This is a genomic window from Polaromonas sp. P1_G4 (assembly GCF_056405475.1).
Window position 1 is genome coordinate 1 of the sequence record NZ_JBFUCA010000470.1, and the last position, 3387, is coordinate 3387.

Below are 3387 nucleotides of genomic sequence, written 5' to 3' on the forward strand. Positions count from 1 at the left end.
CAAACAGCCAGGCAAAGACATCCTGACCCATGGCCCAGAGCGCCACGAAGATGGCGACATTGAGCGCCGCAAACCACTGCAGGACCGCCGTGATCTTGGCAAACAGCATCGAGAAGGCCGCACTCATGCTCAACCTCCAAAGATCAAAGCCCGGGCCAGCAGCAAGGCGCTGACCAGGATGATCAGACGGCCCCAGTCCCAGACATAACAAGGCGGCGCCACATCCCGGACTCCGAAGTCCGCCCAGACGGCAAAGCCGAAGTCCAGGTTCCAGGCCGGGCAGCTGCCGCCCGTGCCCACGCTGGGCATGAGCTTGCCCATCAGGTTGGCGACGGGGGTGGCCGTGAGAGCCGCCTTTTGTTCCCGCCAGACGCCGACCAGGCCCTCGGGGTATTTGCGTTCGTAGAGCTTGGGCACCTCGGGCAATGCCGTGTCCACCGGGGGCTCCTCCGGGTCTTTCTCCGGGGTGGTTTCGGTGCTAGTTTCCGTTTCGGTGATGTTGGTGACCGGGTTGTAGTTGGTGATGTTGGTCACGTTGGTGGTCGTGATCTTGTTGCCTTCGTAGGTGTGGTTATGGGTCACGGTTTCCGTCTTCACGTTGCCGTTGGGCAGGTTGGTGACCTTCTGGGTGCCAGGGGTGCTGGCGGGGCCGCTCAGGGAGATCGGTCCGATCTCGATGGCTTTGGGGGATTGGGCAATGGCCTGCTCCAGCAGGGGGCCGATGGTGGAGCTGGTGGGCCAGCCGCTTTTGGAGGCAATGGCGTCCTGCAGCTCCTGCAGGCTGGAGGGGGTGCCGGGGTTGTCAGTCACAGGTGGTGCGGAGACCTGGCCGATGGGCCAGTCCGCATAGCCGGCATAAGACCCATCACTTCGCTCCGTCGCCTCGGCATGGCAGACATTGCCGCTCACGGTGCCCTTGTACAGAAACCGGACGTTGCTGCGGCTTTCGGCGCTGGCCGTGCAAGCCTGCGACTTGCTCGGGTAGAAGGTCGCAAGCACCGAGGTGTTGTACTGGTAGCACGGCGCCACCGTACAGACGTTCGGGTCGAATTTCGTGATGGTGATGGTGCCGGAATTGCCGGCGCGGTTGCAGCCGAAGTCCAGTTCCTTGCAGAAGTTCCAGAGCGCTGAGGCGACGACGATGGGACCGGCGACGCGGCCGAACAGGTTGCCGAGGGCGACGGCGACCTTGGCGGCGGGGATGCGGCCGAAGCCTTTGACGGCTACCGGGTTGCCGGAGGGATTTTTGGCAGTGGTGCCGCCTTCGACCTTGGGCAGGCCGCCGTCGGTTTTGACGGCGTTGTCCCAGATGATCTGGCCGGCGCTGGCCGGGGGAATGGTGGTGACGGGACCGGGGCCGGTGAAGACCACCGTGCCGCCAGTGGTGCGGAAGATGTCGTAAGTGCCGGTCTGGGCGTGGGCTGTGCCCAGGCACATCAGCAGCAGAAATAAACCACTGAGGAGGCGTTGGCTAATCATTTAGCGGCCCCTCCCGAGTGCGAGACACAAACCGATGCCGCTCAGAGCACCGATCAGGGCGATGATGGCCCAGAACAGGGCGATGAGGGCACCGGTGAGCATGGCAACCCCCTTAGACCTTGCGGATCACGCGCTTGGCGATGTCCGGGCCTTTGAAGGCCAGCGCGATGCCGACGATCAGGAGACCAATGGCCACGACCTTGCCGGTGACCGTGCCCAGGCCGATGGCGTCGAGGAATTGGTCCAGCACGCTGGGGTCGGCGGTCTGGGCCATGGCGCGGTTGGCCAGCAGCATCAGGCTGGTGCCTGCGGCGGCGGCTTTGCCGACAGCGGTGCTGCCGTATTTTTTGGCGACGTTGAAGAGCTTCATTTGAATTCCTTTTTCAAATGGTGCTTTCCGGAACATCCGGAACTACACCCGAGAGGCCACGACGTTTCACAACGCTGGCAGCCTCCCGGCTGGAGTCAAACCTTGCGGATCAAGCCGGTCGCGATTCCAATGCCGTAGCCGATGAGCCACATGGCCAGCACGGCGGCAAATCCTCCTGTGTAGGTTTTAAGAACAGCCTGGGGGGTGATGCCCAGGAGGGCGGGGTCCAGCGTCTCGGCCAGGCTGAGAGACGAGACGTTGGCCGGGGGACACGGGTCGATGTCTTGGGTGCAGATCAGAAACCGCATTTCAGTCCTCCGAAACTTTCTCGGAGCCGCATTCGGGGCATTCCAGCTCAGCGTCGTCGGGGTCGGCTTCGGGCTCGACCTTGAACTCCACATAGTGGCCTGCGTAGCCGCAGGCGCTGCAGCTGAATTGCGCCATGGCGTTTCCTTTCAGCGCGCCCGGTGGCGCAGGGTGGCGCGGGCATCACGCACACCGAGGCGCAGGACCTCGATGCAGGTGATGAGCGCCTGGTGGATATAGACCCACGCCGCGCTGAAACGGTTGTGGGTGCGGATGGGGTTTCGCATGCGAAACGTCTCAGTCGTTGGCGTCGAGTGTCATGTCCACCGGTGTGACCATGGAGATCTCGCCGGTGTCCTTGTCGGTCGAACGGAACGCCTTGCGGGTGTAGCCGCCGAGCTTGCAGTCCACCGTGATTTCGTCACCCTGCTGGCCCAGGCGCTGGTTGCTGCGCACTTCGACCACCTGGGGGCGGGTGTRGGCGTCGGCCGCTGGGGTGATCAGGCGGGTGTAGTGTTTTTTCTCATGGCGGCGGGCGGCTTCGATCTTGCCTTTGATGGTGACTTCCATGAAGCGCTTGCCTTGCATGGGCTGGATGTTGTTCGGTTGTGCTGACATCAAATACTCCTTACGCGGCAAGCCGCATCAAATCCCGGCTGACGTGGTATTCGGGGCGGTTCCGAGCCGGAGAAAAACAAAACCGCCGGTCCACGCGTTGCGGCGTGAAATCGTGAATGAGGGAGTCGTTGGCTGTGACGACGATGTTGGAAGCGCGCCAGCTCACGCCGGCGTCTTCCAGCAACTTGCGATTGCGAAAGAAGGTGGCGCGGCTGTACTTGGCCCGGACCACGTTCTCGTTGAGCGTGCAGAGCGCGGACCAGAAGCCGTAGAGCTGGCCGCCGCGCGTGTCGCCGTAGGTGTTTTGCAGCCGTGTGATCACGGCTGTGGTGCTGCGTACTGTTTCCATCGCTTGCTTCCCTTCTCTGAGCAGTCGCTCAATCTCTGTGTCGTGAATGCCTTCCAGGTAGTCATCGGTGACTTCGGCCACGGTGGGGTTCTTGCCGAAGTCGTACTGGAATTTGTCGCTGTGAATCTCGACCTCGACGCGCAGCCGGTTGTCGGCCAGGCGTTGCAGGGCTTTCAATTTGCGCTCGACGCGGCCGGGATTTTTCTCGTTGGTGCCGTGGATGTGATCGAAGAGGATGCGGAAAAAACTGCGCAGGCGTGAGTAG

The 3387-nt window shown here is 62.5% G+C and carries 7 protein-coding genes; all 7 read right to left on the bottom strand.

The genetic code is table 11. The annotated features are described in order from the left end of the window. Positions 1-129 precede the first annotated feature (129 nt). A complete protein-coding gene (locus AC1D1X_RS18880; protein WP_477668224.1) occupies positions 130-1479 on the bottom strand; it encodes a hypothetical protein in 1350 nt (449 codons plus the stop codon). Between the two features lie 112 nt (positions 1480-1591). Continuing rightward, on the bottom strand, positions 1592-1849 hold the full coding sequence (locus AC1D1X_RS18885) for a hypothetical protein (protein WP_477668223.1): 258 nt from the start codon (positions 1847-1849) through the stop codon (positions 1592-1594). Positions 1850-1944: 95 nt separating this feature from the next. Next, on the bottom strand, positions 1945-2157 hold the full coding sequence (locus AC1D1X_RS18890; protein ID WP_477668222.1) for a hypothetical protein: 213 nt from the start codon (positions 2155-2157) through the stop codon (positions 1945-1947). A 1-nt stretch (position 2158) separates the two neighbouring features. Continuing rightward, entirely contained in the window at positions 2159-2293 is a 135-nt protein-coding gene (locus tag AC1D1X_RS18895) for a hypothetical protein (protein ID WP_477668221.1), read from the bottom strand. Between the two features lie 11 nt (positions 2294-2304). Next, complete coding sequence (locus tag AC1D1X_RS18900) at positions 2305-2442, bottom strand: hypothetical protein (RefSeq protein WP_477668220.1); 138 nt, start codon at positions 2440-2442, stop codon at positions 2305-2307. 10 nt (positions 2443-2452) lie between these two features. Beyond that, positions 2453-2773 (bottom strand): single-stranded DNA-binding protein, encoded by a 321-nt coding sequence (locus AC1D1X_RS18905; protein ID WP_477698883.1) that lies wholly within the window; start codon positions 2771-2773, stop codon positions 2453-2455. A 10-nt stretch (positions 2774-2783) separates the two neighbouring features. Next, positions 2784-3387, bottom strand: a 604-nt coding sequence (locus tag AC1D1X_RS18910) for a phage/plasmid replication protein, II/X family (protein ID WP_477698884.1), incomplete at its 5' end; no start/stop codon positions are given.